At 56.4% G+C, this 26,285-nt stretch carries 21 protein-coding genes; 16 read left to right on the top strand and 5 right to left on the bottom strand.

Annotation, left to right across the window (positions count from 1 at the left end; translation table 11 throughout):
• Window positions 1–98 precede the first annotated feature (98 nt).
• From NH344_RS08500 to NH344_RS08485, 4 genes are all read left to right on the top strand, one after another.
• On the top strand, window positions 99–1,091 hold the full coding sequence (locus NH344_RS08500) for a LysR family transcriptional regulator (RefSeq protein ID WP_062374181.1): 993 nt from the start codon (window positions 99–101) through the stop codon (window positions 1,089–1,091).
• A gap of 13 nt (window positions 1,092–1,104) precedes the next feature.
• Entirely contained in the window at window positions 1,105–2,091 is a 987-nt protein-coding gene (locus NH344_RS08495) for a TRAP transporter substrate-binding protein (protein WP_253027766.1), read from the top strand.
• Between the two features lie 76 nt (window positions 2,092–2,167).
• Window positions 2,168–2,731 (top strand): TRAP transporter small permease, encoded by a 564-nt coding sequence (locus NH344_RS08490; RefSeq protein WP_253027765.1) that lies wholly within the window; start codon window positions 2,168–2,170, stop codon window positions 2,729–2,731.
• Between the two features lie 23 nt (window positions 2,732–2,754).
• A complete protein-coding gene (locus NH344_RS08485; RefSeq protein ID WP_054645047.1) occupies window positions 2,755–4,059 on the top strand; it encodes a TRAP transporter large permease subunit in 1,305 nt (434 codons plus the stop codon).
• Window positions 4,060–4,095: 36 nt separating this feature from the next.
• Here NH344_RS08485 and NH344_RS08480 read toward each other — a convergent pair whose 3' ends face one another.
• Window positions 4,096–5,625: a GGDEF domain-containing protein gene (locus NH344_RS08480; protein WP_253027764.1), complete on the bottom strand. Its 1,530-nt coding sequence runs from the start codon at window positions 5,623–5,625 to the stop codon at window positions 4,096–4,098.
• Window positions 5,626–5,831: 206 nt separating this feature from the next.
• Here NH344_RS08480 and NH344_RS08475 point away from each other — a divergent pair, with 206 nt between their 5' ends.
• Window positions 5,832–8,531: an EAL domain-containing protein gene (locus tag NH344_RS08475; protein WP_253027763.1), complete on the top strand. Its 2,700-nt coding sequence runs from the start codon at window positions 5,832–5,834 to the stop codon at window positions 8,529–8,531.
• Window positions 8,532–8,664: 133 nt separating this feature from the next.
• Here NH344_RS08475 and NH344_RS08470 read toward each other — a convergent pair whose 3' ends face one another.
• The 3 genes from NH344_RS08470 to mgtE all read right to left on the bottom strand — a co-directional run bounded on the left by NH344_RS08470 (window position 8,665) and on the right by mgtE (window position 12,424).
• Window positions 8,665–10,056, bottom strand: coding sequence for an alpha-amylase family protein (locus tag NH344_RS08470; RefSeq protein WP_253027762.1), 1,392 nt, complete (start codon window positions 10,054–10,056; stop codon window positions 8,665–8,667).
• A 136-nt stretch (window positions 10,057–10,192) separates the two neighbouring features.
• A complete protein-coding gene (locus NH344_RS08465; protein ID WP_054641033.1) occupies window positions 10,193–10,936 on the bottom strand; it encodes a sulfite exporter TauE/SafE family protein in 744 nt (247 codons plus the stop codon).
• A gap of 129 nt (window positions 10,937–11,065) precedes the next feature.
• Window positions 11,066–12,424, bottom strand: a complete 1,359-nt coding sequence (mgtE, locus tag NH344_RS08460) for a magnesium transporter (RefSeq protein WP_062360799.1) — start codon at window positions 12,422–12,424, stop codon at window positions 11,066–11,068.
• Between the two features lie 295 nt (window positions 12,425–12,719).
• Between mgtE and NH344_RS08455 the strand changes: the two genes are divergently transcribed.
• Entirely contained in the window at window positions 12,720–14,852 is a 2,133-nt protein-coding gene (locus NH344_RS08455; protein ID WP_253027761.1) for a PhoX family phosphatase, read from the top strand.
• 51 nt (window positions 14,853–14,903) lie between these two features.
• Here NH344_RS08455 and NH344_RS08450 read toward each other — a convergent pair whose 3' ends face one another.
• Window positions 14,904–15,938, bottom strand: a complete 1,035-nt coding sequence (locus NH344_RS08450) for a LacI family DNA-binding transcriptional regulator (RefSeq protein ID WP_054641031.1) — start codon at window positions 15,936–15,938, stop codon at window positions 14,904–14,906.
• A gap of 154 nt (window positions 15,939–16,092) precedes the next feature.
• Between NH344_RS08450 and ltnD the strand changes: the two genes are divergently transcribed.
• From ltnD to NH344_RS08400, 10 genes are all read left to right on the top strand, one after another.
• Window positions 16,093–17,028 (top strand): L-threonate dehydrogenase, encoded by a 936-nt coding sequence (ltnD, locus tag NH344_RS08445; RefSeq protein ID WP_287836980.1) that lies wholly within the window; start codon window positions 16,093–16,095, stop codon window positions 17,026–17,028.
• Window positions 17,028–18,323: a 3-oxo-tetronate kinase gene (gene otnK / locus NH344_RS08440; protein WP_253027760.1), complete on the top strand. Its 1,296-nt coding sequence runs from the start codon at window positions 17,028–17,030 to the stop codon at window positions 18,321–18,323. Before ltnD ends, otnK begins: the two co-directional genes overlap by 1 nt.
• Window positions 18,320–18,979, top strand: coding sequence for a 3-oxo-tetronate 4-phosphate decarboxylase (gene otnC / locus NH344_RS08435; RefSeq protein WP_253027759.1), 660 nt, complete (start codon window positions 18,320–18,322; stop codon window positions 18,977–18,979). Before otnK ends, otnC begins: the two co-directional genes overlap by 4 nt.
• A gap of 51 nt (window positions 18,980–19,030) precedes the next feature.
• Window positions 19,031–19,828, top strand: coding sequence for a 2-oxo-tetronate isomerase (gene otnI, locus NH344_RS08430; RefSeq protein ID WP_054645050.1), 798 nt, complete (start codon window positions 19,031–19,033; stop codon window positions 19,826–19,828).
• A gap of 75 nt (window positions 19,829–19,903) precedes the next feature.
• A complete protein-coding gene (denD, locus tag NH344_RS08425) occupies window positions 19,904–20,869 on the top strand; it encodes a D-erythronate dehydrogenase (protein ID WP_062360794.1) in 966 nt (321 codons plus the stop codon).
• A gap of 112 nt (window positions 20,870–20,981) precedes the next feature.
• Window positions 20,982–21,980, top strand: a complete 999-nt coding sequence (locus NH344_RS08420) for a TRAP transporter substrate-binding protein (protein ID WP_074211417.1) — start codon at window positions 20,982–20,984, stop codon at window positions 21,978–21,980.
• Window positions 21,981–22,040: 60 nt separating this feature from the next.
• Complete coding sequence (locus NH344_RS08415) at window positions 22,041–22,604, top strand: TRAP transporter small permease subunit (RefSeq protein ID WP_054645051.1); 564 nt, start codon at window positions 22,041–22,043, stop codon at window positions 22,602–22,604.
• Complete coding sequence (locus tag NH344_RS08410; protein WP_228219402.1) at window positions 22,601–23,878, top strand: TRAP transporter large permease; 1,278 nt, start codon at window positions 22,601–22,603, stop codon at window positions 23,876–23,878. The genes NH344_RS08415 and NH344_RS08410 overlap by 4 nt, the downstream gene beginning before the upstream one ends.
• A 41-nt stretch (window positions 23,879–23,919) precedes the next feature.
• Window positions 23,920–25,380 (top strand): aldehyde dehydrogenase family protein, encoded by a 1,461-nt coding sequence (locus NH344_RS08405; RefSeq protein ID WP_074211418.1) that lies wholly within the window; start codon window positions 23,920–23,922, stop codon window positions 25,378–25,380.
• 31 nt (window positions 25,381–25,411) lie between these two features.
• The gene (locus NH344_RS08400; RefSeq protein ID WP_089675942.1) at window positions 25,412–26,284 is read left to right on the top strand and encodes an NAD(P)-dependent oxidoreductase; all 873 of its coding nucleotides are present in this window, start codon (window positions 25,412–25,414) and stop codon (window positions 26,282–26,284) included.
• The last annotated feature ends 1 nt before the right edge of the window (window position 26,285 follow it).

Genomic DNA, 26,285 nt, shown 5'->3' with positions numbered 1-26,285 from the left:
ATCAATGCCTCACGATGGGAGACCATGGTGTGTGGCGTGGTGGAGGCGCTTGACGCTGTGCTTCCCGTGAATGCTTCATTACAGGCTGGTTAAGCACGATGCTGGATTTTAAGGAACTCGACGCCTTTGTTTGGGCGGTGAAACTTGGCTCTTTTCGTAAAGCGGCGGTGCGTTTACACATTACGCAACCGTCGATATCTGAGCGTATCTCGCGTTTAGAGAGCACGGTGGGCGAGCTACTGCTTGAGCGCTCGGCGCGGCCTATTCAGCCTACTATGCGTGGTAGGGAGTTCTTCCTGCATGCCGAACGTATGCTGGCCCAGCGCGATGAAGCCCTTAAACTTTTCGATAGTGAAGAAGACTTTTCCGCCCCGCTGCGCCTGGGCACGATTGAAACCATTGCTCACAGTTGGTTCCCCACGTTTATGCAGCGGCTCACCGAGCGCTACCCGCGGTTGATTATTGAGCTCACCGTGGATTACTCCCCGGCGCTGAACGAGCGGCTGAACAGCAATGAGCTGGATATTCTGCTAGCCATGAACGGCTACCTGCCTTCAGAGCAAATTGACCATGAGACGCTCAGCCCCTATGAAATGGGGATGTTTGTTTCACCTCGACACGCCCAGATGTTAAGCAAACGCCCCGATGCTTGGCATTCAACGCTGCCGTTTATCTCCTTTGGCAAGCTAGCGCGTCCGTATGAAGAGTTAGTGCGTTATTTAGCCGACCAAGGTGTTCAACAGCCGCGTATTCATAGTGTGAGCACGCTGATGACGATTGTGCGTTTAACCACGGAAGGGCTGGGTATCGGCGCGCTACCAGTAGCCACCGTGCTGGATGAGTGGCGGCGTGGGGAGTTGTATCGTTTAGCGCTCCCCACGCCGTTACCGGCCATGCACTATGATGTTATTTGGCGCAGTGCAAATCATCCACGCTTCTGCCGTGGCGTTGGCCGCCTGGCGCAGGAGTGCGCGCTAGAGTATGCCGCTGAAAAGCATACCGAGATTACTAACACGTGTTTTACCGGGCGTTGGGTGACCCCTAGCGCCGCCTCCTCCACCCCTGTGCAGCACCTCCATCCCTATGAATAAGAGGACTTTACCTATGCGTACTCGCATTGCGACCCCCCTGCTTCTTGCCACGGCGTGCAGCCTTGCCGCCGCCACGGCTCAGGCCGCCGAGTGGACCATGGCCACGCCCTACGGGGATGCCAGCTTCCACACCCAAAACACCAAGCAGTTCGCGGAAGATGTGGCAGAAGCCACTGACGGCGAACTCACCATTACTGTCCATAGCGGTGGTTCGCTGGTGTCTCACGGCGAAATCAAACCGTCTGTGCGTCGTGGCACGATTGATGCCGGTGAAGTGTTCCTCTCGATCCTCTCTAACGACGACCCGATTTTTGAAGTCGATACGCTGCCCGGTGTGGCCGGTAGCTACGATGATGCCTATGCGCTGTGGGAAGCCACTAAGCCGATGATTACTGAGCTATTCGCCTATGAGGGGCTGATTCCGCTCTACGCCGTCGCATGGCCTGCTCAGGGCATTTATACTGCCGAGCCGCTGACTGACCCAGCCCAGTTTGATGGGCTGCGCGTACGCGCACCAAACATCAACACCCAGCGCTTCGTTGATAACCTAGGCGGCAGCCCGACCGAAACCGAAGAGTCGGATATCCCCACTGCCTTCAGCACTGGCCGAGTAGATGCCATGATTACTTCAAGCTCCACCGGTAACTCAATGGCCGCGTGGGACTACGTCACCGACTACACCGACGCCAACCTGTGGCTGCCGAAGAACATCGTTTTCATCAGCCAGCGCAGCTTCGATCGTCTTGACGAAGCGACTCAAGAAGCGCTGATGGAAGCGGCGGCCCGTGCCGAAGAGCGAGGCTGGCAGATGAGCCGTGAGAACAATGACGAGAGCCTCGCGGCGCTGCAAGAGAACGGCATCAGCGTGTCCGAACCCAACGCTGAGGTAGCTGCTGCGCTGCAAGCGGCGGGTGACGAGCTGTTCACCGATTGGCAGTCCCGCGCCGATGACGAAGCCAAAGCGGCACTGGAAGCCTACCGCGCCCAGCGTGGCAACTAACCCTTCGTTGCTACGGTAACGCCTGGGGCAGCCCGAGGGCTGCCCCTTTCCCTACGCGCTCTGTGAGACTGCGAACATGACGTTTAAATTCGACAAACTCTACCGCCTCGGTGCCTGGGGCGCAGCAGCGTGCATGGTGGCGATTTGTGCGCTGATCGCGCTTCAGGTCACTTTCCGTTTAGTAGATGCACTGTTAGTGCTGGTAGGCCTTAGCCGACTTGGTGTCAGTATTACTGGCGTGTCGGAAATGGCATCTTATTTATTAGTGGGCGCCACGTTTCTGGGGCTGGCCTACACCTTTGTTCATCATGCCCATATCCGTGTGACCTTACTGATTTCACGCCTGCCTTCTGCGGTGCGCGTGTGGTTTGAGGTGTTTGGGCTGATTATTGCGCTGGTTATCAGCGTACTACTGGCCTATGGCCTGATTGGTTTGGCGAGGGAAAGCCTAGAGTACAACGATGTTTCGTCGGGCTTTTTGTCGATTCCCCTGTGGATCCCCCAGGTGGTGCTGTCCGTTGGGGTAGGGCTTCTGGCCTTGGCGCTGTTAGAAGCGCTATGGATGGCCGGGCGCATTGCCATACGCGACCCGTCAAGCTTCCGCGAAGCCACTTCCATCGACGATAACGAAGCGCATTAAGCGGCTACTCGGGAGATACCCTCGTGCTACTACTAAGTTTAGCGACTATTTTTACCCTGGTGCTGCTGCTGGGCAGCGGGGTGTGGATTGCCTTTGCCTTGATAGGCACAGCGTGGATTGCGCTGCAATTTTTCAGCCCTTTTGACCCTGGCCCGATTCTGGCCTCCGATTTTTGGGGCGCAAGCTACGGCTGGGATTTAACCGCGCTGCCGATGTTTATCTGGATGGGCGAGATTCTGTTTCGCTCGGGGCTGGCGGACAATATGTTCCGTGGACTTTCACCCTGGTTGAACCGTCTGCCGGGCCGCTTGCTGCATACCAATATCATTGGCAGTGGCATGTTTGCGGCGGTGTGCGGTTCGTCGGCGGCTACCTGTGCCACGGTGGGCAAAATGACCCTGCCGGAACTGGAGCGCCGGGGCTACGACAGCAATATGGCTATCGGGACGCTGGCCAGTGCCTCTACCCTGGGCCTGCTGATTCCACCCTCGATCGTGCTGATCGTCTACGGGGTGGTTACTGAGCAATCCATCTCGCGGCTGTTTATGGCGGGCATTGGCCCAGGCTTGATGATCTTGGCGCTGTTCATGGCCTATTTGGTGCTCTGGGCGCTACTGAAAGGCAACCGTGACGGCCTGACCGGCGCTGATGAATCCGATATGAGCTTTGCTGAAAAGCTGCGCAATACCTGGGCGTTAGTGCCTATTTTGCTGCTGATCGGTGGGATTATCGTGTCGATTTACGGCGGGCTGGCATCGCCGACGGAAGCGGCAGCGGTTGGCGTGGTGCTGTCGATGATCATTGCTCGGTTCAACGGCCACTTTAATCGGGCGATTTTTACCGATTCGCTGTTTGCTGCGGTACGCACGGCCTGCATGATCGCCTTTATTATTGCCGGGGCGTCGTTTTTAACCTCAGCCATGGGCTTTACCCAGGTACCCATGAAGCTCGCTCAGGCGATTGGTGAAATGGGGCTGTCGCCCACCATGCTGCTGATTGCGCTCACGTTGCTGCTACTCATCATGGGCTGCTTTCTGGATGGTATTTCGCTCATCCTACTGGTGACGGCGATTATCATGCCGGTGGTCAGCGCGGCAGGCTTTGACCTGATTTGGTTCGGTATCTACTTGGTGATTGTGGTGGAGATGTCGCAAATCACACCGCCGGTTGGATTTAACCTGTTTGTGATTCAGGGGTTAACCGGCAAAGATATTCTGACCATTACCAAGGCCACGCTGCCCTTCTTCCTGCTGATGATGCTGGCTATTGCGCTTATGCATATCTTCCCCAGCATTGCGCTCTATCTTCCCTACGCAATGACGAGCTAAACCTTTACTCCACCGCCCCGCCGACAAGCGGCGGGGTTAGTGGCCATAAACCGATACACCGCCCCGGCCAGAGCGCTTGATGAAGTACATGCTTTGATCGGCGGCGTCGATAAGCTCCCGTTCATCTCCAAACCCGCCGTCGGTGAGGCAGGCCACGCCAATCGATACGGACACGTAAAGCGGCTCTTGGTCTACTCGGGCCATGGGCCGCTCCTGCAGCCGCCGGGTAATACGCTCAGCAAAGCGCCGAGCACCCTCGGCATCTTCATCGGGAAGAATCACCAGAAACTCTTCTCCACCATAGCGGCCTGCAAGATCGCCCACGCGAATTAACGAGGCGAGCATCCTGCCGAAGTGAGCCAGCACCTGATCACCCGCCTGATGACCATATCGGTCGTTCAGCACCTTAAAATGATCCAGGTCGATAAACACCACCGACATGGTTCGTTCGGTTGTGAGGCAAAGGCGGAAGCGTTCCCGTAACTGCTCCTCTAGCCAAGCGCGATTCGCTAATTGGGTTAGCGGGTCGAGCCGGCTGCGCTGTTGCAGCTCGGCATAATCGTTGAGCAGCGTTTCCCGCGCTTTTTGCTGAGCATCTAAGCGTGCGCTCAACGATAAGGTGTGTTCAAAAAGCCGCTGCTGGGCCTCTTTTAGCAGGGCGACGCTATCAACGGTGACCGGCATGCCCAGCCCGAGTGTCTCCATCAGCGGTGGAAGCGTTTGCTGCAAATGGGCCAACAGCCCCGATATGGCCCACTCGCTTGATGGGGTTAACGCGTTGAGCTGGCGCATCACGCCGGCTAAAGCGTCGGCAGGGTTCGCCGATAACCAAGCATCCGCGATGGCGCCGGAGACGCGTAGGCAAAGTGCCGCGTTATCTTCCGTATCCAGGCCATCGTGACTGTGTTGAATGGCGTGAATCAAGCTGTCATGGGCACCCCATTTCGCCAGCAACCAAGCGCCCACAAGGGCGTGGTGGCAGCCAAAATGGCGCTTTTCCACCTGCATGATGTGTTGATGGGAGGTGTTCTCGATGCCGTAGAGTAGCTCTGCGTCGCCGGGGTAAGCGGTTTGTAACGCTAAAATACCAATATCTTGCAGCAGCGCCGTAGTGAATACGCTGCCTGATTGGTGAGGACAAAGCTGCTGTGCGAGATAGCTGGCGGCGACGGCCGCCGTGATAGATCGCTGCCAAAACGGTAAGCGACCGCGTGCGCCATGATCGTTTTCAAACAGGCAAAAGTTCAATACGGTAGCCAGGGTGACATCTAGCCCTATGCGCTGTGTGGCATCAAAACACGTGTGTGGGGGCTGAGCCGCGCGCAGGTAGTGGACGCTATTGGCTACGCTCATGATCCGTGCTGTTAACGCGGGGTCATATTCGATGGCACTGGCATAGTCGCTCAAGGTAGCCTCAGCGCCCTGAGAGATATCCAAGATGTTCAGGGCGACCGCCGGTAGAGTAGGCAGCCGCTTACACTGAAGCAGCGCGCTGCTAAGAAAGCTGGGCAGCTGGTCAGTCAGCGAGGTGTAGAGTGTTTCGCTGACGGCATTAGGCCCCGTCATAGTGTCTCCTCAAATGCCGTGCAGCGAAGCGGGCAGTCAACATAATATCGATAGATGTTTCTAACATAATGTTAGGGGTGGCCGATATCGTTTATGGCCCCAGTGTTCTTCCATAAGATAGCTGTTTATGGTGCAAACGTCGCTGTGCTTTGTTAAAACAGTGGCAAAGCTTAGCCTGCTCTACAACGACATAAGCGAGTGCGACGATGCACACAAGCAAAGAAGAAGCAGAGATTTTTCGTCAGCTAGCGGAAGGTTTTGGGCGCAGTGGCCATCCCAACTTCTTTGCTACGCTGGTGGAACAGCTGGCTCGTCTACTCAATGTCGACCACGCACTGGTCGCCGTGGTCACTGAAGCTAATATAGCCGAAACCTTGGCCGTTTGGTCAAGCGGTGCCTTGCAGGCCAATATTACCTACCCTCTTGCGGGCACGCCCTGCGAAACCGTGGTGGGCCATGAGCCCTGTCTGTACGCCTGCGATGTGCAATCCCGCTTTCCAGAAGACGATCTCCTAAGCCAGCTCGGTGCCGATAGCTATATGGGGTTGCCGCTATTCGCCCCAGATGGCACCGCCATTGGTCTGCTGGCAGTGCTCCACAATCAGCCAATACAGTTTGATGGATTGGAAAATGAAATTCTGCGTATTGCGGCCGCCCAAGCTGGCGCTGAATTAGGGCGTCGCCAAGCGGAAAATGCGCTACGCAAAAGCGAGGCCGCTGCCAAAGAGAGCGAGCGCCGGCTGAACACCTTGCTCAATCACCTACCGGGGATGGCTTACCGCTGCCTGAATGATAACGACTGGACCATGCAGCTAGTGAGCAAGGGCGCTGAAGCGCTGACTGGCTATCGGCCTGATGAGCTGGAAGCGAACCGTGTGACCAGCTTTGCCAGCTTAGTCCATAAAGATGATCAGGAACGGATATTTCTGGACATACAGGAGGCCATTTGCCAGCGACGCCCCTACCGTGTGATTTATCGGATTCGACACCGAGATGGCAGCGAACGCTGGATGTGGGAGCAAGGGCAAGCCGTTTTTAAGGAGTCAGGGGAGGTGCTCTGCCTGGAAGGTTTTATTACCGACGTGACCGACCAGCAAGAGGCACAACGGGTGCAGCAGGCGGTGGTGCAAGTTGCCTCAACCGTCACCTCGCGGGTAGGGGATGACTACTTTCAGCAGCTTATTTCTACGCTCACCACGCTGTTAGAAGCCGATGCGGGCTTTATTGCCCTCTTAGACCAACCTATGCCGTCTCAACAGAGCGAGCACACTCACCCCAATAGCCTATTACCTGCGACCACAGGCCATACCGTAAGCTTAGTGGTCGACGGCCAAATCCGTAAAAATCACACCTTTCTTTTGCGTGACACCCCCGTCGAACGGGTGGTGTTAGAGCAAGAGAGCGTCGTGCATCACGGCCAGCGGTTTACGCTGCCGGGAGCGACGCTGAGTGCGCAGGCATGGATTGGTCGACGCTTAGATAACGCAAAAGGCGAAGCCATCGGAGTGATGATGGTGTTTTATCAAGCGCCCCTCACGACAAATGCCTTTGCGACATCGGTGCTACAAATTCTCTCCAACGGTGCTGCGGCGGAGCTAGAGCGACGCCGCGACCACCGCCATATGCACCAGCTGGCCTATACCGACAGCACTACCGGTTTGCCAAACCGGGTGCAGTTTATGGAACACCTGCGTGAGATGGGCCAGCAGGCCCAAAAGCAGCAGTCGCCACTGGCATTACTGCTGCTCGATTTGCGTCGTTTTAAAGAAATTAATGACCTGTACGGCCATCAAATTGGCGATCAGCTGCTGGCCACTGTGGCAGGAAGGCTACGCCATTTAGAGTTGCCGGGCGTGCACTGTGCGCGGCTTTCTGGCGATGAGTTCGCGCTCCTTTTCCCCCATACTGAACGTGCCAGCCTTGATGAGGTGGTGAAGCAGCTATGTGCGTTGGTGAAGCGGCCTATTCGTCTGGATCGCCGCGTGCTTAACCTGGATGTCAGCATTGGCTTCGCGCGCTATCCGAGCAATGTAGCCAAAGTCAGCGAACTGTTCAACGCGGCTAGCATCGCACTGCATCACGCCAAAAAGCGTGATACGAATATCTCCCCCTACACCCAGGCCATGCGCCATACGCTGGAGCGCCGCCAATGGATGACCGAGCGGCTGCATCGGGCAATTTTAGAAGGGCGGCTTGAGCTCTATTTTCAGCCTCAGGTAGATCTACATACCCAAACGCTGACCGGGGCAGAAGCGCTATGCCGCTGGCACGACCCCGAATGGGGCTGGGTTAGCCCCGGTGAGTTTATTCCCCTAGCGGAGGAGCGCGGGCTGATTCGTTTACTCGGCGACTGGGTGCTGGAAGAGTCTGCTCGCCAGCTTAGCGCTTGGCAGTCGGCGAGCACGCCGCTGCCGGGACGGCTTTCGATTAATATCTCCGCGCAGCAGTTTGCCGACCCCCGGCTGACGGCGCATATTGCGACGCTTACCTCCAGCGTTTCACCCAGTGCGATTGGCTTGGAACTGACGGAAAGCGATTTTATGCGCGACCCGGATCAAGCCATCATCATTACTCATGCCATGCGCAAAGCTGGGTACGCACTGTTTATCGATGATTTTGGCACCGGCTACTCATCGCTCTCGTATCTGCGCCGCTTTGCCGCCGACGCGCTGAAAATCGATATCTCCTTCGTGCGCGATATGCTCGATAACCATCACGACCGAGCGATTGTGCAAACGATTATTGCCATGGCGAACACATTAGAAATGAAAACCCTCGCCGAAGGGGTTGAAAGTGCCGAGCAAGCGGCGCTGCTGGCTGAGATGGGCTGCAATCAGGCCCAGGGCTACTGGTTTGGAAGACCGCTGCCCGCCGATGAGTTTGCCCGCACTTGGCTAAACGGCTAGCGCGGCGTTTAGATTGGCGGGCAGCCGCAACTACCTCTGTTACTAAGGTGATTTAACTGCATGGTCAGGTTTGCCAGTCGGGCCATAGCGTCTCCTTGAAGGGCTCTGCTGGCAGAGCCCGCTATATGCTAAGTTATGAGGCTGGGCAAGGAGCACCGACGTGCAGAGCCGCCGCAGACATGGCGGGGATATTCAGCGTGAGCTGACCATTCTCCACCGTGATACATTGCTCTTCAGCCGTCACGTTTTGATAGCGGCCATCTGCCATATCGGTTTGAAAAGTGTGGGTGAGCGCTTGCTGCTCCCGGTTAATCGCAATAAAGCCCTGGGCTTCGCGGCTGAAGGCGATTTGATTATGGCCATTATCCCACCAGTGGGTGACCTCTGCGCCGTCGGCTTGTTGGCGAAACGCGACCATATTGGCAATCTCGGGCCAGCGGTGTTCGCATACCCAGGCTTCCCCACATTGGGCCTCGCCCTGCTGATAGACGGGGGCTTGCGGTGGGCCTTGGTCGCTATTAGAAAAAGCGTAGCTTGACATGACTTTCGGGTAACCATAAGGCCATGCCAGCATAAACATGTTGGCTAAGCGATAAAGCGCGTCATCTCGATGCGTCAAAATATTGCTGCCGCCCGCACCGTGGCCACGCTGGTTATCGTGGTTGTCGGTAAATACGACGGCTTGTTCGCTCGGCAGCAGGGCAGGCGATTCGCCAAACTGCTGAAGGTTGGCAAGGGCTTGATTGTTGAAAATATCACCAAGAGACGCGCCGTAGCGAAACTCGGTGATATCCGCCGTGCCTTGATACTCCGTGGCACTGATCGCTTCGCCGCCTAGGTCAATGACTTCCTGAAAGGCATAAAGCGGAGCGTCTACCTGCGCCAGAATTTCCTCAATATCGCTGGGTGCCATATGCTTGGCTGCATCGATCCGAATACCTCTCACACCCAGTGCTGCCAAGGTATCCAAGTAATCCGCAATACGGCTCTGCACAGTGGGGTCGCTCGTGTTCAGATCGGGCAAGCCAACTAACTGACATTGTCGAACGCTTTCGGCATTTTGCGTATAGTCGCTCTGTTCGATGCCGCAGGGTTCGTGGAAGTCATCGCGCTGATAATGGGGATAGTTCAGTGCTTCATTGTCATAAGAGGAGCCTGCAATGCCCTGGCCCTTGCCGTGGGCCACATGGTTAATCACCGCATCCGCGTACACATCGACCCCCGCTGCATTGCAGCGCTGTACCATATCGGCAAAGGCGTCGCTGGAGCCGCTGCGGCTTTCCAGCTGATAGCTGACCGGCTGGTAGCGAGTCCACCAAGCATCACCCTGAATGTGCTCTTGTGGGGGCGAGACCTGTACGGCTTTAAATCCTTTTGGGCCTAGCCAATTTTCGCACTCCTGGGCAACATCCTCCCACTGCCACTCAAATAAGTGTACGAACGTGTCGGCGCTAGCAGGTTGCGCGGAAAGCCCTATGCTCAGTGTCGCGCTGGTAGCCAGGGCAACGGAGTATTTCGCAAACATAAGATCACCTTTGTTGTCATTGTTGCTCATAACATGACGGTATGCAGGGTGACTCAAATCCTCCTCGCGAGCCTGTTAAGGGGCGTAGATAAGAGGAGGAGGGCGCCTACTTGTGGAAAACGTCAGTAATAGGGGGCTAACTCACGGCCTGCCACACCAAGTTAATCCCCACTAAGAACATGGCCAGAATGACTAAGCGGTAAAACAGCTTTTCATTGACGCGACTCTGTAGCCAGAGGCCGTTACGCACCCCGATCCAAGCAACGGGCACAAGCAGCAGCGAGGCCCAGGCGCTGGTCATGTTGACTTCGCCTAGCCACATATACGGGCCTAGTTTGATAGTGTTTACCACCGCGTAGGTCACCGTACAGGTGGCAATAAAGGTCTCTTTCGTGAGCTTGCGCGGCATCAGGTACATGTTCATCGGTGGCGCGCCCGCGTGGGCAATGAAGCTGGTAAAGCCGCACACACTAGAGGCGGGCAGTGCCCAGTAGGTGGAAATGGGTTTTTTCGCCACGGGCTTGAGCAGCATATAGGCCGCAAACACGACCGAGAGAATGCCCAGCACCAGCCGCACGCCCTGCTCGCTCAGGCTGCCAAACAGCAAAGTGCCCACCGTCACTCCAATAAACAGCCCCGGCACAAAGCGCCATACCTCCGCGCTATCGTGCTTACCCCACCACGCTTTGACGGCAAATGCATCCATCACCAGCAATAGCGGCAGCAGCAGCCCGGCTGCCTGGGTCGGGCTAATCGCCAGCGCCATCAACGGCACCGAGAGCGTGCCAAAGCCGCCTGCAAAGCCCCCTTTAGAGACGCCGGTGAGGTAGACAGAAAAGATAATCAACAGCCAGGCGATAAGGGAGTAATCGGGGAGCATGGGAGCCTCTCAAAGTGTTCAAAAGCGACCGACATAAAAAAGCCCCGCAGTGGCGGGGCACAACAGCATAGCATTAGATAAAAGTTAGCGGGCGAATAGAAAGGCAGCCGCGCCTTGTCATCACGTTGATCACAAAATAATCAGCGTCGCCAGCCCCAAGAACGATAGAAAGCCAACGACATCCGTAACGGTGGTCAGGATCACCGCGCCGGATAGAGCAGGGTCAATTTGCAGCCTTTTGAGTACCAAGGGGATCAGTACACCAGACATATTGGCGAGGCTCATGTTGATAAAAATCGCCAGCGTGATGACCAGAGTAATGAGCGGGTCGCTAAACCACAGGTAGGAAATACCGCCGACCACCAGCGCCCATACCAAGCCGTTCAGCATGCCCACCCACAGCTCTTTGTTGTAGAGCCACTGCTTGTTGTTACCGGCGATTTGCCCAAGCGCTAAGCCGCGAATGACCACCGTTAGCGTCTGGCTGCCAGCAATCCCGCCCATGCTAGCGACCACCGGCATGAGGATAGCGAGCGCTACAATTTGATCCAGCACCGCTTCAAACTGACCGATCACAAAGGCGGCTAGAAAGGCGGTTAATAGGTTGATACCAAGCCAAATGCCGCGGCTCTTGGCACTGCGCAAAATCGGGGTGAACACTTCCTCTTCGTCGCTCACGCCGGACATGTGTTTCAAGGTCATGTCGGCATCGTCTTGGGTAATTTCCAGTACGTCGGCGGCGTTCAGCTGGCCTACCAGTAGCCCGTCGCTGTTACACACCGGCACGAAGGGCAGCTCCTTGGAGCGCAGCAGGGCGGCGGCTTCGCTGACTTTCATCTGGTCGTTGAGCGTGTAGGGAGCATCGTCCATGAACTCGTCCACGGTGCTCTCCTGGGGCTGTTTGACCAAGTCGATCAGCGTCAGGGTGCCCAGCAGGCGCTTGTCCTTGTCGGTGATCATGATCTGCTGAGAGTCATCGTCCAGCAGGTGGTGAATACGGATGTAACGCTGCACGGCTTCCAGCGACACGCCCTGCTTCACATTGACCGTTTCCGGGTCCATGTAGCGGCCGACCATGTCCTCTTCATAGGTATAGAGGTTCTCGACCTGGGCGCGGATCTCCTGGTCTAGACTGGCGTAGACGGTGGTTTTGATCTCTTCGTCAGCAACATCGAGAACTTCGGCGACTTCCTGGGCGTCTAGGCCCTTCACGATCTGCTCAACGTCGCTGGCGGTCAGGTCTTCGATGTAATCGGCACGGATGTCCTCATCGACTTCGGCCAGCACCTCGCCAAGCAGTGCCTCCGGAATATACTCCCACAATCGATCACGGGTTTTGGCGGGAAAAGACTCAAGGGTGCGCGCAATCGCCAAAATATCGAGCTCATTAAACAGCTCGTTTAAGGCGGCTGTATCTTCTTCGTCTAGTAACTTTTGAAGATAGAGCAGCTGCTCCTCGGTGTTGGTGTATTTCTCTTCATCGCGCATAGAGTCCATCCTTTGGGGAATTAATTTTTAACACAACTACTTGAAAGCGCTTGATGGCTCACTATGAATCTTAGCGATAGCCTGGGTTGAAAGCCATGCAGGCTTATTGATCGGCATAATTAAGGAGAGCGTAGTGACGCATGGTGGCTGATGAGCTTATCCGCAGCATTATTCATATAGCGCCTGCCATCGAACCGTCATTAAAAAGTCGCTTACCCGTCATACATATTTCATTTTGCGCTACTAGCCTCTTCAAAAAACCGTTATGACCATGTCCATGACTACGAGGGGCTCCATGAGCAAGGAAATCGAAGATCACCGCTTGTTTAACCACAGCCATAACCAGCCATTTGCCGAGGTACTGGCTCAGCACGTCTCCCGGCGCGACGTAATGCGGGGCGGCCTGGGGTTGGCGGCGGCTTCTATGCTGGGGTTTGGCGGTGCGGCTCAAGCACTCGCAGGCGAACAGGCGAAGACGCCACTAACCCTCGCGTTTGAAGCGGTGCGTGGTTCTCGTACCGACGCCATCGTTGTGCCGGAAGGATACGTGGCTCAAGTGTTAGTGCCCTGGGGCACGCCGCTGCAGGCAGGCCAGGAGTGGCAGGCCGACCAGCCCATGACGCCCGAGCGCCAAGCGATGAGCGTAGGCATGCACCACGACGGCATGGCCGGTTTTGCCCTGGATGCGGATAACGCCTCGCGCCGTTTTGTGCTGGCGCTAAATAACGAGTACATCGACCAAGCAGCGCTATGGGCACCCCAAGGTGGGCCGACCAATGCCGAAGCGGGCGCGCGCCCAGCGGACGAGTCACGCACTGAAATCAACGCCCATGGCGTGACGATCGTCGAAGTAGAGAAAGACGCCAGCGGCCAGTGGTCTCATGTTGCCAACTCGCCCTATAACCGCCGCCTCACCAGCGCCACGGTGATGGATCTCGCCGGCCCCGTGGCGGGTAGCGACTACGTAAAAACCCAGTTCTCCCCTGACGGCACGCAAACCCGCGGCACCAACAACAACTGCGGTAACGGCGTGACGCCCTGGGGCACCTATATCGCCTGTGAAGAGAACTGGCCCGATATCTTCGTCAACCGTGGCGAGCGCTTCCAAGACGATGCGCGCATCGGTATTCCTACGGATAAAAGCCGCTATGGCTGGGATACCTCAGCGGGCGACGCCACCGAGCAGAACGGTGAGTTTGCGCGCTTTGACATCACTCCACGCGGTGAGCGTGCCGAAGATGACTACCGCAACGAGGCACGTACCTTCGGCTACCAAGTAGAAGTCGACCCCTACAGCGGCGCCCGAGCGGTGAAGCGCACGGCGCTGGGGCGTTTTCGCCATGAGGGGTGCTGGCTGGGTAAACTGGAAGCAGGCAAGCCCATTGTGTTCTATTCAGGCCACGATGCCCGTAACGAGTATGTCTATAAGTACGTCTCTGATGCCGCCTGGGATCCCGCCGATGCCAACCGCCCCGGCGCAGAGTACGACCGCCTCGCCATTGGCAGTAAATATATGGATAACGGCACGCTCTACGTGGCGCGCTTCCATGCTGATGGCAGTGGCGAGTGGCTGCCACTCACACCGAGCGCCAAGACCCAGGATGGCCGCACGCTGGCCGCCGCACTTAGCCTGGCCGAGAACGACTTGGCAGGCATCATCATCAACACCTGCGATGCCGCCGACCTGCTGGGCGCCACGCCAATGGACCGCCCCGAGTGGGCCACGGTAGACCCGGCCTCGGGTGAGGTGTATCTAACGCTCACCAATAACACCCAGCGCAGTGAAGAGGGCAGCGATGCCACCTTCACCAACGACGGAAGCGAGCTTGCCCAGCCGGGCGTTGGCTTCGCTACCGCCCCTGCGAACGCCGCGAACCCCCGCGCCAATAACGAGGCCGGGCACGTGATTCGTTGGCGGGAGAGCCGCTTGCCCAACGCCTTCACCTGGGAGGTGTTTGTGTTTGGCGCAGCTGCCGATGACGCCGATAACCACTCCGGGCTAAACGAGATGAACCAGTTTGCCAGCCCCGATGGCCTGTGGTTCGACGATCGTGAAGACGGCCAAGGCATTCTCTGGATTCAGACCGACAACGGCTATGAAGGCGTTACCGAGCACACCAACGACCAGCTATTGGCCGTGGTGCCCCAAGGGTTAGAGGATATTCGCGGTACGGGGCCGGTGATCAACAGCAGCAACCAGCAGCAGCTCAAACGCTTTGCGGTCGGCCCGAACGGCTGCGAAGTTACTGGTATCTTTGCCACGCCGGATAAAACCGCGTTGTTCATTAATATTCAGCACCCCGGCAATTGGCCAGCTGATGCTAGTGCGTTGGTGCAAGACGCCACTGCGGCGGCGAGTGGTCAAGTACGCCCGCGTGCGGCTACCGTGGTGATTCAGAAGCGTGATGGTGGGCCGGTGGGGGTGTAAGACTGATTAGGGGCAGTGTTGTTAGACACTGCCCGCTTAAGCCTTGCATGCTTAAGTGCTCCCCCCCACTTGTAGCGTAAACCCCACGTCGTGCTGGCGGCGGTAGACGTTTTTGCCGCTTAGGCGCCGTATAAGTTCTTTGGCGGCTAAGCGGCCCATCTCTTCTCTAGGTGAGAGAATGGTGGTGAGCTGAGGAGTGACATGCTGGCCTAGTGGCAGTCCATTGAATCCTGCAATTGCAATGTCATTCGGCACACTAAGGCCTTGTCGTTGCGCGGCTAGTAGGGCTCCCGCTGCGAGGTCATCGTTGGCAAAATGAATGGCCTGTGTATGGGGGTAGTGAGTCAACACCTGTGTCAAGCTATCCGCACCTGCTTGTAGACTGCCCAGCGTGTCGAGTTCTATTAAAGGTGTCTCTATTTTGTTTGATTGAAGCATCTCTTGATGACCTTCATAGCGCATGCCAGCGCGGTAGTCTTGAGCCATTCTTGCCCCGACATAAACGATGTGGCGATAGCCTTTATCGACTAAGTGTTTCGCCATGCAGCGTCCCGCTGCGACGTGGTCTAGCCCAACATTCAAGTCCATACCTTGGCCCAGCTCCATCACTTCCATAATGGGATGCTCCCAATTGTTCAGAAGCGTCTGGCAAGCTTGATTATGGCGTAGCCCAGCGGTAATCAGCGCCGAGCATGACCAGCCTAAGAACGTGCGCACTAACTGATATTCGCGGTCTAGATCGTAGTCGGTGTTGCCCAGCAGTATTTGATACCCCTCTGCCTCTAAGGTCTCTTGAAGGCCTTTGATAACTTCAACAAATACCGTGTTGATCAGAGAAGGCACGATGACGGCAATCAGTTTAGAGCGCGAAGAGGCGAGGCTGCCCGCCACGAGGTTGGGCACATAGCCTAGCTGCTCAACCGCTTTCAGTACGCTATTACGCGTGCGCTCGCTGACTTTTTCAGGATGATTAAGCGCTCGAGAAGCAGTGATCGGTGAGACGCCCGCAGCTTCAGCCACTTGGCTGAGCGTCACTTGATCTGAGCGACGACGCTGCTTAGCAGCATGCGAAAAGTCTCTAGACATTGGTCGAACGCCCCTATTGTTCAGCTTGTGATGACGAAAAGAATAATCTAAAAGGAATGGTAGCGCTATCATGGCAGCGCTACCATTCAATGATAAAAGCTTCGAGCAGCTTTGCTAAACGTGGCTGCTAAAAACAACAGTGAGGTAGCGGCAGGTGAGTCAAGATCAACAGCAATCCCAGCAAGTCGGCGTGATTGGCTTAGGCGCCATGGGTATGGGCACTGCCACTGCGCTACTGAGCAAAGGTTTTCAGGTCACCGGCTGTGACATTGCCAGCGGTGCACGCGAAGTATTCAGCGCTGCTGGCGGTAATAGTGTCGCAACGCCCGCCGAGCTCGCCCACTGTGACGTTGTGTTGGTGATTGTTGTGAATGGCCAACAGGCTGAAGAGGTGCTTTTCGGGGCACAGGGCGTGGTTGCCCACCTAGCGCCGGGTAGCGTGATCTTGCAATGCGCCACCGTGGCACCCAGCCAAGCTAAGCAGCTAGGCGAGCGCCTTTCTGCGGCGGGGTTGTGGATGCTGGATGCGCCCATTAGCGGTGGCGCTGCCAAGGCTAAAAGCGGTGATTTATCGGTAATGGCCTCTGGTCAGCCGGAAGTGTTCAACAAAGCGCAGCGGGTATTAGATGCCATGGCGGCCAAAGTGTATCGCTTAGGCGATACACCAGGGGTAGGTTCCAGTATGAAGCTGGTGAATCAACTGCTGGCGGGCGTGCATATTGCCACTGCGGCCGAGGCGATGGCGCTGGGTATTCGTATGGGACTCGACCCCGAGGTGATTTATGAGGTGATTACCCATTCGGCGGGTAACTCCTGGATGTTTGAGAATCGCGTGCCGCATATCTTGAGCGGTGATTACACGCCGCTGTCAGCGGTCGATATCTTCGTCAAAGACCTCAATATTGTTCATCAAACAGGTCGCGAGCTTTCACTCGCAACACCGGTGGCTGCCAGCGCGTTGCAGCAATTTACTGCGGCCAGCGGCGCAGGCTTTGGGCGGGAAGATGACTCAGCGGTGATTAAGGTTTATCAGCGCTTATCGGGCATTGCGTTGCCAGAAGCGGCCAACGATGCCGAGGGAGTGAAGTAATGAGCCATCAGGGAATCGTGTTGGGCGCTATCGCCGACGACTTTACCGGAGCCACTGATCTCGCCAATAACTTGGTGCGTGGCGGCATGCGCTGCCTACAGGTGATTGGCGTGCCGCAAGAAGCGGTGGACTTGCACGATGTCGATGCGGTCGTTGTCGCGCTCAAGTCCCGCTCCTGCCCAGTGCAAGACGCCGTGACCGATTCTCTGGCAGCACTTGAGTGGCTACGCGAGCAGGGCGCTCTCCAGCTGTTCTTTAAGTACTGTTCCACCTTTGATTCCACTGACGAAGGCAACATTGGCCCCGTGGCCGATGCCTTGCTGGAACGGCTTCATGCCCATCAAACGGTGATGGTACCTGCGTTTCCCATTAATGGCCGCACGGTGTACCAAGGCCACCTGTTTGTTGGTGACCGTTTGCTGAACGACAGCGGCATGCAGCACCACCCGCTCAACCCCATGCAGGATGCTGATTTGGTCCGTGTGCTCTCCCGCCAAACGCCACACCCGGTGGGCTTGGCCAACCGGGCCGTACTCGCCAAAGGGACAGAGGCAACCCGCTCTCATCTGTCGACGCTCGCCGAGCAAGGCGTACGCCATGTGATCTGCGATAGCTTGGATGAGCAGGATTTGGACGTGCTGTCCGAGGCCACGGCGACAATGGCGCTTGTCACCGGCGGCTCTGGCCTGGGGCAAGCGCTGCCCGCTCAGTACCGCGCACTGGGTTGGCTGGAAGACATTGCAGAACCAGGGCGTTTAGCGCCTGCTACTGGCGGGGCTTTGGTGCTGTCAGGTAGCTGTTCACGGGCCACGCTAGCGCAAGTGGCGGATTTCGTGGCCAAGCATCCTGACGGCGGTTTCGCGCTTGACCCGCTGGCGCTGGCAGAGGGCGAGCAGCAACACCAGCAGGCGCTTGCGTTTGCGCGGCAGCGGCTATCCGACAACGCGCCGGTATTAATTTACGCCTCCGCCGATCCAGAAAAAGTGAAAAACGCGCAAGCCTCGCTCGGCGTGGAGCGAGCAGGGCACCTTGTTGAAGAGGCATTAAGCCAGTTGGCGGTAACGTTAGTGCAGGAAGGCGTGGGCCGGTTATTGGTAGCGGGCGGCGAAACCTCCGGTGCAGTGGTCTCCGCGTTAGGCGTGACGACCCTGCGCATCGGTGAGCAGATCGACCCCGGCGTGCCCTGGACCCAAGCTCCTCTGCCTGGGCATGATGCGCCGTTGTCGCTGGCGCTCAAGTCCGGCAACTTTGGCGGCGTGGATTTCTTTACCCGTGCGTTTGAGGTGCTGGCATGAGCGTGCACCTGCGTCACCATGACCATAACAGTCTTCGTGAGCAGATCAGTACGCTCGGCAAATCGCTGTTCGACCGTGGCCTGACCATGGGCTCCAGCGGCAACATCAGCGTGCGGTTAGACGATGGCGGCTGGCTGATGACGCCCACCAACGCCTGCCTAGGGCGGCTGGACCCCGCGCGTATTGCCCATCTGGACCCGCACGGCCAACTGCTCAGTGGCGATAAACCTACCAAAGAGCAGTTTTTACACATGGCTATGTACGCCGAGCGCCCGCAGTCCGGTGCCATTGTGCATCTTCACTCCACTCATTCGGTGGCGGTGTCGTGTTTGCCGGGGGTAGACCCCTGCGACTGTATTCCGCCACTCACTGCCTACTACGTCATGCGGGTGGGCAAGTTACCGCTGGTGCCTTATCACATTCCTGGCGACCCCCAGCTGGGTGAAGCAGTGCGGGGCCTGGCGGGCAAGCATAGCGCGGTACTGCTGGCCAACCACGGCCCAGTGGTAGCAGGCAAAAATCTAGAAGCGGCGGTGTATGCCACCGAAGAGCTGGAAGAGACCGCCAAGCTTTACCTGCTGCTGCGGGGCGAGAACCCGCGAGGGCTGACGCCAGAGCAGGTCGCCGAACTGGAAGCGCGTTTTCCACGCGACTAGCGACGCACTGAACAAAGCACTTAATAACGCCCATAACGACAAGAGCGCCCCATGATTCGATTAGCCGCCAACCTCAGCATGCTGTTTAACGAACACGCCTTTATCGACCGCTTTGCCGCTGCTGCAGAGGCCGGCTTTAAAGGGGTGGAGTATCTATTCCCCTATGCGTTTGCTGCGAGTGACTTGCAGCACGCGTTGAAAGAGGCCCAGTTGGAGCAGGTACTGTTTAATCTGCCGCCGGGGGATTGGGAAGCCGGGGAGCGTGGTCTTGCCAGCCTACCAGGGCGGGAATCGGAGTTTCGTGATTCGGTCACCGCAGCGCTGAGCTATGCCGAGGCCCTTAACTGCCCGCGGGTTCATGCCATGGCAGGGCTTTTGCCTGACAACGCGGATGCCGCGATCCAAGCAGAGCATCACACCACCTATATTAGTAACCTACGTTTTGCGGCGAACGAGGCGGCAAAAGTAGGCAAAGATGTCCTGATTGAGCCGATAAATACCCGTGATATGCCCGGCTTTTTTCTTTCCCGCCAAACGCAGGCCATGGCTGTGCTTGACGAGGTGGGCGCCAAAAACCTCAAACTTCAGTTTGACCTGTACCACTGCCAAATCATGGATGGTGACTTAATTCGTCACCTAGAGCGTCAGTTTAACGCTATTGGCCATATTCAAATCGCCGGCGTGCCTGATCGTAACGAGCCTAATGTGGGCGAAGTGCATTACCCCGCTATTTTTGAACGCTTAAGCGCGCTGGGGTATCGCGGTTGGGTAGGGTGTGAATACCACCCCAAAACGGCTACACGAGCGGGGCTAGGATGGGGAGCGCCGTGGGGATTAATCACGCATTAAGCAGCTTGTTCTGGCCAGCGCCAGTCGCACATACGTTCACTAATACAAAAACAACGCAACATTAGGAATCGCATCATGCACATTGCCATTACCGGTGCCGCTGGCTTTTTGGGCCAGCGCCTCGCGCAGCAGTTGATCCAGCGTGGTGAGCTGCGTCAGCAATCGATCACGCAGCTAACGCTGATTGACCAAGTAGAAGCGCCGTCGCCCTCAGCAGGCACGATTACTGTGGTGTCGCGAGCAGTGGATATTACTCAGCCGCACGCATTAGACGAGGTGTTAGATCAGCGCCCTGACGTGATTTATCACTTGGCGGCCGTGGTCAGCTCTGCCGCAGAAGCCGATTTAGAACTCGGTATGCGTGTCAATTTTGATGCTACGCGGTCATTGCTAGAAGGCTGTCGTGCCCGTGGCATGCACGACACGCGCTTCATTATGGCTAGCTCCGTGGCGGCCTATGGCGGCGCACTGCCTGATGTGCTTGACGACATGACCGCCCTGCATCCGCAGAACTCTTACGGTGCCCAAAAGGCCATGTGCGAACTGCTCATCAATGATTACAGCCGTCGTGGCGAGATTGATGGCTTGGTGCTTCGCTTGCCCACCATCGTGATCCGCCCCGGCCGTCCAAATGCCGCGGCCTCCAGCTTTGCCTCCAGCATTTTGCGTGAGCCGCTCAATGGTGAAGAGGCCATCTGCCCTGTGCCCACCACCCTTGAAATGTTTGTGATGTCGCCGGGCAAAGTGGTCGATGCGCTGGAGCATGGTGCCCAGGTACCTCGTGAAGCACTCGCACCGTTTCGCGCGTTTATGCTGCCGGGCATTACGGTGAGCGTCGCCGCTATGCTTGAAGCGCTTCGCACGGCGGCCGGGGAGCAGGCCCTAGCGCTCGTTAAACATGCACCCGACCCGCGTATCGAAGCCATTGTCGCCAGTTGGCCCGCCCGCTTTGAAACTGCAAAAGCGAGTCAGCTTGGCTTTGTCGGCGACGATGACTTTACCCAAATCATCGATAGCTTTATGGCTGAGCAGCACCCATGAACGGCTATTGCCCATCTGATTCACCCCACTGCCGATAGGGCAGAACGCCACAAGGAGACGCCAACGCCTCCTTCACTACTCACCCTCACAACAACATAAAGAGGGATTTATCATGACCAAGCGCTTCACTCGACATGCACTCGTGACTGCTATCAGCGCCCTGGCGACGGCCAGCATTGCACTGCACGCTCAGGCAGCCACGGATATCAGTTTGGGGCACACGCTCTCTTCCACCTCTCACTACTCGGTAGGTGCCGAGGCGTTTAAAGAGACACTAGAACGTCTATCCGACGGAGCCTTTACGGTCACTGAGCACGCCTCCGGCTCTCTCGGTGGCGAGCGAGAAATGATCGAAGGCCTGCAGATTGGCACCGTGGATGTGGTGATTACCTCTAGCGGCCCACTGGGTAACTTTGTGCCGGAAACCTACGTGCTGGATTTGCCGTTCCTGTTTGAAAACTACGACCAAGCCCGCTGTGTGCTGGACAGCGAGATCGGTGACGAGCTGCTGGCGAAGATGAGCGATCATGGCTTGGTCGGTATGGCGTGGTCAGAAAACGGTTTCCGTCACCTCACTAACAGTCAGCGTGAAATTGCTAGCCCAGCGGATGCGGAAGGGTTACGGGTCCGCACCATGGAGAACGCAGTACACCAAGAAGCGTTCCGCCAAATGGGCGCACGACCAACACCGATGGCGTTCCCGGAGCTATTCACCGCGCTTCAACAAGGCACGGTCGATGGCCAGGAAAACCCGATTACGGTCATTGTAGCCACCAACTTCTGGGAAGTGCAGGACTACCTTTCCCTGACCGGGCACGTTTACTCACCGGCCATCGTACTGGGCTCACCGATCTTGCTAGATGGCCTCAGCGAAGAGGAGCGTGACTGGTTTATGCAGGCCGCAGCAGCTTCGGTAGACGCCACTCGCGAAGAAGTATCGCGCCTTGAGCGGGAAGGGGTTGCGCTGTTGGAAGCCAATGGGATGACAGTAAGAACAGAGATCGACCCTGCTCCTTTCCAGCAGGCAGTAGAACCCGCCTACGAAATTTTCACCTCACAGTATGGTAGCGACATGCTAGAACGCATCCGTGAAAAAGCGGGCAACTGTTAAGCACTTCCTTCACTGCGGTCTCTGGCGATGCCAGAGACCGCCTAGGCACGGTGACCTTTTATGCTAGCGGTATTGCTTCGTTTAGAGCATCAGTTAACCCGTATTGCCCTGATGATTGCTATGTTGATGTTGGTCATATCGGTCACGCTCAGCTTCTATCAGGTGCTTACGCGATTTTTGTTTAATGCGCCCTCTACCTGGACCGAGGTGGCATCTAGAACGTCCATGATTTGGTGTGTGTTTATGGCCGCTGCCGCTACGTTTCGTGGTGGCTATATGATGGCGGTTGAGGTCATCTATAAATGGATGCCTGCGCGTCTGCTCATGATGCTGGAAATGGCGATTGTGCTGTGCTGCCTATTGGTATTGGGCGTGTTAGTGCACTACGGCATTCAAATGACGCTGCGAGTGAATAGCCAGGTGATGTCGGGCATGAACATTTCCATGTCCTGGGCCTATGCCGCGATTCCCATGGGTGCTAGCTTTGCGATGGTGTCAGTGATCGCCCGTTTAGCCGCGCAGCTCAGTGGCCGCGAGAAAGTAGGGCCAGAAAACAGCGAAGTGCTGACCGATGAGCCAACGTCCACCCATGCGTCGCGTTCCAAAGAAGGAGCGTCCTCATGAATATGGTGATTGGACTATCGCTGATCGTGCTCTTTACCTTTGGCGTGCCGATTGCGATCTCTATCGTGCTCGCTTCTATTATTGGCATCGAGTTCTTTACGCGCCTGCCGTTATTACTTGTTCCACAGCAGATGTTTATTGGTATCGATAAGTTTCCGCTGATGGCGATACCGTTCTTTATTCTGGCGGGTAATTTAATGGCTGCCGGGGGCATTTCACAACGTTTGGTGGACCTTGCAAAATCCATCGTTGGGCGCGTGCAAGGCGGCCTTGCCATGTCCTGCGTCTTAACGTGCATGATGTTTGCCGCGGTGTCCGGCTCCAGCGTGGCCACAACCTTTGCCATTGGTGCCATTCTGATTCCAGCCATGGTGAAGCACGGCTATCCCAAACCGCTAGCGGCCTCTATTCAGGCGTCATCGGCGGAACTGGGCGTGCTGATTCCCCCTTCTATTCCGCTGATTCTGTATGGCGTGAGTACCGATACCTCCATTGGGCAGCTGTTTCTGGCCGGTATTGGGCCCGGCATTTTGATTGGTATGGCGCTTATCATCTTTCTTTACCTGTTCTGTAAAGTGCGTGGCTACGGTAAAGATGATTACAAAGACAGCACCGGTTTTATGGTTTCGCTTAAGCGTGCCTGGGTGGCGCTGCTGATGCCGGTGGTGGTGATCGGCGGTATTTACGGAGGGATTTTTACCCCCACTGAAGCGTCGGCCGTGGCGGTGTTTTTCGCACTCATTGTGGGCGCGTTCTATTACCGCGAATTAAAGCTTGCTGACCTAGGGCCTATCTTGCGCCAAAGCGTGATCTCAACGGCGGCGGTGATGTTGATTATTGCATCGGCCGCGCTGTTTAGCTTTTTGTTAAGCCGCACAGGATTACCGGCACAAATTGCCACGTTGGTCACCAACACCATTGAAAGCCCGATGATGTTTTTGCTGGTTGTGAACGCACTGCTGCTAATTGTCGGCATGTTCATTGAAACATCGGCCGCGATTTTAGTTCTGGCCCCGATACTCACGCCGATCGCGATTCAGTTTGGTATCCATCCTGTCCATTTTGGCTTGGTAATGGTGGTCAACTTAGCGCTGGGCATGATTACGCCGCCTCTTGGGGTGAATCTTTTTGCGGCTTGCGCTGTTGCCAAAATCTCCATTGATCAAATGCTGCCGTGGCTGGTGCGCTTTGTGCTAGTAGTGCTGGCGTGTTTGATGGCGATTACTTATATGCCTTGGATTTCAATGGGATTAGTGAATATCTTCTACGGATAGAAAAGACATTACATTTAATAAAGATAATAAAGGAGTGATAAATGTCACATTTAATGACCTTTCCACCGCAGCAGGCACTGATTGGTGGAGAGTGGATAAAGACGACGGCTACGTTACAGGTAGAGGCCCCTGCCACTGGAGAGCCATTGGCGCGCATTGCACGTAGCCAAGTGGAGGAGGTAAATGCAGCAGTAAAAGCAGCACGGCTGGCCTTTTCCGGACAGTTAGGCGAGTGGGCTCATTGGTCTGCTCGTAAGCGCAGCGAATGGCTGTTGCGCTTTGCCGATGTGATCGAGGCACATCATGAACAGCTAGCACAGCTCGAGTGCGCCGATACCGGTAAGCCCATGACCCAAGCCAAAGGGGATATATCCGCCTGTGCACGCTATTTTCGCTTTTATGGTGGGGCGGCGGACAAGATTCACGGTGAGACCATTCCCTTTGAAACCGACTTCGCGGTAATGACACTGCGCGAGCCTTACGGTGTGTGTGCCCAAATTATTCCTTGGAACTATCCCTCTCAAATTTTCGGGCGCTGCGTGGCGGCTGGACTCGCCGCAGGTAACACTATCGTGCTTAAGCCCGCCGAAGATGCCTGCCTGAGCGTGCTGCGCATGTCGGAACTGGCGGTACAGCATGGGTTGCCCCCTGGTGCACTCAATGTAGTGCCGGGGCTAGGGTTTGAAGCGGGCGCGGCGCTGGCTGCCCATCCTCAGATTGACCACCTCTCCTTTACTGGCTCACCTGAAACCGGCACACATGTTGCCCAAGCGGCCGCGCAGCACCATGTGCCGGTCACGTTGGAGCTAGGTGGGAAATCGCCTCAACTCGTGTTTGCCGATGCAGATTTGGAGGAAGCGCTGTCTGCGGTGGTACGTGGGATTATCCAGAATGCTGGTCAGACCTGTTCCGCAGGTAGCCGTCTGCTAGTACAGCGTGAAATCGCTGATAACGTAATTGATAATCTATGCAAGCGCTTTAACGCCCTGCGCTGTGATACCGGTGAAGCCGATGCCGACTGTGGTCCATTAATCAACGCGCGCCAAAAAGCTAAGCTGGAAGAACGTTTGTCGGCGGCCAAAGCCGATGGCATTCGCGTCGCGGCTATAGGAAAACTAACGTCGAGCGTACCATCCGGAGGCCATTTCGTGCTGCCTCAACTGTTGACCGATATTCCGGATGGGCATGAAGTGCTTCGGGAGGAGCTGTTTGGCCCCGTGCTGGTGGTGCAGGTGTTCGAGGATGAAGCCGAAGCGCTTGCACTCGCTAATGCCACCGATTTTGGCCTGTGTGCCGGTATTTGGACTCGCGACGGCGGACGTCAGCTACGCTTGGCAAAAGGTATCCGCAGTGGCCAAGTGTTCATCAATAACTACGGAGCTGCCGGTGGCGTAGAGCTTCCCTTTGGTGGTGTTGGACGTTCAGGACATGGTCGGGAAAAGGGCTTTGAAGGGCTGAGAAGCTATACACGTATCAAGACTATCGCTATCAAGCACGGCTAGCACGGACATCTACGTAAAAGGAGTTATTATAATGACAACATCTCGCCAAATAGGCGTCGTCGGCGTAGGCCTGATGGGCCACGGGATCGCCAGCAGCCTGCTACGTGCTGGCTATCAGGTATGTTTTCTTGAACACCCAGGTAATCAGCCAGTGGATGATCTAGTGGCCGCTGGCGCCAGTGCGCTGAGTTCTGGTCGGGAGGTGGCACAGAGCGCAGAGGTGGTGATTCTGTGCGTTACTGGCTCGCCTCAAGTAGAAGCCGTGTTGTTTGAACCCAATGGCGTATTAGAAGGGCTAGTCCCTGGCAGTGTTATCGTAGATTGCTCCACTGCTCTACCTAGTTCGACAGAAAAAGTCGCTGTCAGAGTCACGGAGGCAGGCGGACGCTTTATGGATGCCGCCATGACACGCACGCCTAAAGAAGCAGCAGAAGGGCGGCTTAACTTGATTGTTGGCGCGCCAAAGGCGCTGTTCGATGAAATGCTGCCCCTGCTGCAGGGTTTTGCCGAAAATATTGCCTATGCAGGCGAAGTTGGTGCGGGACACACTCTTAAGCTGTTGCACAATTTTGTTTCGCTTGGCTTTTCTGCGGTATTGGCGGAAGCCACTGCCGCTTCACGTAAAGCAGGCATCAGTGATAATGCTTTGCTTGATGTGCTTGGTGCAGGCGGCGGTGGGGGGGTCGTGCTTGAGCGGTTGCGCCCTTATATCGCTGACAATGACCCTTCTGGATTCAGGTTTACGATTGCCAATGCAAGCAAGGATCTCGGTTACTACCACACAATGACCCACGACTTAGCTGTGGAAGGTGGTATTGCCAAAGTCGTTCGAGATTTATACCAATCGGTGGAAGATCAGCAACTATCAATACCTGAGCTAATCGGCGTATTAGAACGCCGATAGC

This window comes from Halomonas sp. Ps84H-12 (genome assembly GCF_024124725.1).
In the GTDB taxonomy this organism is placed as follows: Bacteria; Pseudomonadota; Gammaproteobacteria; order Pseudomonadales; family Halomonadaceae; genus Vreelandella; species Vreelandella aquamarina.
The sequence above is the reverse complement of the archived record's forward strand: the minus strand, read 5'-3'. Positions and strand labels throughout refer to the sequence as shown.